Source organism: Bradyrhizobium sp. (assembly GCF_049586575.1).
Taxonomy (GTDB): Bacteria; Pseudomonadota; Alphaproteobacteria; order Rhizobiales; family Xanthobacteraceae; genus Bradyrhizobium.
Map to the genome: position 1 here is coordinate 1 of NZ_JBAVCF010000250.1, position 3,021 is coordinate 3,021.

The window sequence follows — 3,021 nt, forward strand, 5'->3', positions numbered from 1 at the left end:
GAGCAAGACTTGCGCCTTCCGGTCCATGGAAAGCTCGCTCACGCCAGCGGTCAGAAGTACCTGGCCGCCGATGAACGTGGCCCGGAAATTGTCGTTGAGCACGCGAATGCGGTGATGGTGGGTTTGCTGGCGCATGGTCGGCCCCTAGATGAGGTCGGCAAGAACTAGGGCCGACATGACGGTGTTGCCGCCGCAGAGTTCGCAATAACCCTCGCGCTGATCCGGCTCCATTTCGGCTGTGTATTCACAACCCTCCGTCATGCAGATTGCAGGACAGACGCTGTCCGTGATGACCGCCTGCAGTAGGTCGTACGGATTTTCATACCCCTCGGCCTCGCACAGCTTCATCAGCTTTTTGGCTTTCTCGGTAAGAACAAGCGACATGACTCTCCTCCTCGCTGGCCGGGAACCGAATGCTCGGTTGCCGGATTGCGAGGCGGAGGCGATCTAGGCTGCTACCGCTAATAATGCCGCCGTCGCGTATCGCTCCGTCTCGCTATCGGCACCCAGCTAGCGGGTGCCGATCGGCGGGACTGAGCGGATCTCAATCACCTGCCCACCATTGTCCTTCCCGTGAGCGCGAAAGAAAGACGCGAATCTTTGCCGCAACGGCAATTAATTGTGTCGCGCCGGGCGGGAGTGAACGACGCGACGGCACGTCCTCACGTCATGCGCTCATTCGGCAACGCCGTACTGTAACCGAATGTCATTTCATTCCGGCGACATCACCTACCTGGCTCGTACCGACTTCAGAAACCGGCGCCAGCTGTTCGGTATCAAACGCGAAGATCGGTTCTCCCACGTCTACGTCATCGGCAAGACCGGTACCGGAAAATCGACGTTGCTCGAAACAATGGCTCGCCAAGACCTTAGCCGCGGAAATGGTTTCGCACTCATTGATCCGCATGGCGATCTCGTAGAGCGTATCGCCCAGTCAGTTCCTGCGCACCGGCAAGGCGACGTTCTGTACCTCAATGCGGCCGACCCGACGCAACCCTACGGGTACAACCCTCTTCGCCGCGTGCGCCAGGACCACATCGCGCTCGCAGCCTCCGGCCTGATGGAAACATTCCAGAAGATGTGGCCCGAGGCCTGGGGCGTTCGCATGGAGCACATCCTTCGGAACGTGCTCATGGCCTTGCTTGAGCAGCCCGCAGCCAACCTCCATGACGTGCTCCGCATCGTGTCTGACTCCAAGTACCGCAAGTCAATTGCGGCTTCCCTTAAAAACGAGACCGTCCGGGCGTTCCTGCAAAAGGAATTCGACCGCTTCACCTTCGGCTACCGGGCGGACGGCATCGCGCCGATACAGAATAAGGTCGGGGCATTTCTTGCCGATCCCCTGCTCAACCGCATCCTCACCGCGCCCGAGCGGGACCTGCACATCCGACAGCTCATGGATCAGGGCAAAGTTCTCCTCGTGAACCTGGCCAAGGGCCGGATCGGTGACGATAGCTCATCGCTTCTCGGCGGCCTTCTGGTCACCACGATCGGTCTTGCGGGGTATAGCCGCTCCGATATCGATCCCGCCCAGCGCCGGGACTTCTTCATCTATATAGACGAGTTCCAGAGCTTCACGACGCTTGCCATGGCGAACATGCTCTCGGAAATGCGCAAATACCGGCTCGGCTTCACGGTCGCGCACCAATACCTGCACCAGCTCGAAACCGACGTATGGCACGCGGTGCTCGGCAACGCCGGCACGATTATCTCGTTCCGTCTCGGCGCCGAGGACGCACCCTACGTCGCGCGCGAATTCAGCGGAGTGTTCGAACTGTCGGACTTCGTCCAGCTCCCAAACCACCACATTTATCTCAAGCTCATGATCGATGGTATGCCGTCTCTGCCTTTCAGCGCGGTCACATTACCAACCTAAAGCAACCGTCCGTCGATCCGAGCGCGGACGACAACGCCGTCGAGGCCGGTTAGACGATCTCGGCACTAGAACCATTCGCCCTAGGCGGGATAACGCTTTGTCATCCAGCCTAGGGACTTGAGCCGCACTTCCTTGATGCTTGTCGCGCCCGACCGGGTTACGGCGCTAGCTTTTCGGCATTGCCCGGGGAGGTCTTGACTATCTTGGCACGGGCTTTTCCGCTCGCCGCGTCAATGACCGACACCGTATCGCCTATCTTTTCATACCGGACGCAGCCTGTACCGGGCCTCTCCTTCCAGTCGGTACAATTCGTGTTTCCTTTGACCTCCCATTTTCCATGCATCATCCCGCCATTCGGCGTTTTATAGAGAGCAGTGCCATCCCTGCCCCAATAGATGATGCCCTGGCCAGTCTGGCCGCTTGCAGACGCCGCGGTGGTTGCGAGATAGACGGTCTTGTCCGTGAGAAATGCCTTGATTTCAGGTCCTGTCATGTCGGCAGCGAACGCGGGGCCCAGTAAACCGACTACGCCAGCCGCGATGATGACGGAATATGCAGCAATGCGCATGATCCCATTCCTCCATGAAAGAAGAGACCACCGATGAGCGATCATGCCTTCGGCATTCCGCCTCGGCAGGTCGACCAAATCTATCACGGAATTGTAGGCTCCCCAACGGCGCCGGTGCGCATCCGACCGTTCAAGTCCTCAGGTTACGGGCGTTCCTACCGCTGTGGATACGGCTATGGTTTCTGTATCCATAGGCAGTATCCATATGGTGTGCGCAATTTCTGCAGGAATTTCCGCAGCTTAGAAAAGGCGACAGTTCGATTTGCGCCTGCGACGGAGGTATATTTCTTTATTTGATGTCTGTAATTCGCTGCGCTGGAGCCAAAGGCTCGGGAGGAAGAGTGAGAGATTCGAGTTGAACGAACTGTCATTCGTTCGGCCATCGGCCCAACTACGTTGTGCCTCGGCCCGTCGACCTAAAGGTCGCGGGCCTCGTTCGAGTCCGAGGGACGGCCAGCCACGAAAAGGTGATCGCCGAATACCAGCGGTGCATAACGAACATCCGCGTTACGGGCTATCGGACAGCAGAGCCGTCCGATAGTCCGCCGCGGCCGTCACGTTATGCGCACTCTCACGC

The 3,021-nt window shown here is 58.7% G+C and carries 3 protein-coding genes; 1 reads left to right on the forward strand and 2 read right to left on the reverse strand.

Features of this window, described 5'->3' with window-relative positions:
* Window positions 1-144: 144 nt before the first annotated feature.
* The gene (locus WB528_RS09615; RefSeq protein WP_423888188.1) at window positions 145-384 is read right to left on the reverse strand and encodes a hypothetical protein; all 240 of its coding nucleotides are present in this window, start codon (window positions 382-384) and stop codon (window positions 145-147) included.
* Window positions 385-703: 319 nt separating this feature from the next.
* Here WB528_RS09615 and WB528_RS09620 point away from each other — a divergent pair, with 319 nt between their 5' ends.
* Window positions 704-1,876 (forward strand): type IV secretory system conjugative DNA transfer family protein, encoded by a 1,173-nt coding sequence (locus tag WB528_RS09620; protein WP_423888189.1) that lies wholly within the window; start codon window positions 704-706, stop codon window positions 1,874-1,876.
* Window positions 1,877-2,033: 157 nt separating this feature from the next.
* Here the strand turns inward: WB528_RS09620 and WB528_RS09625 are convergent, their stop codons facing one another.
* Window positions 2,034-2,444, reverse strand: a complete 411-nt coding sequence (locus WB528_RS09625; protein ID WP_423888190.1) for a hypothetical protein — start codon at window positions 2,442-2,444, stop codon at window positions 2,034-2,036.
* Window positions 2,445-3,021 lie beyond the last annotated feature (577 nt).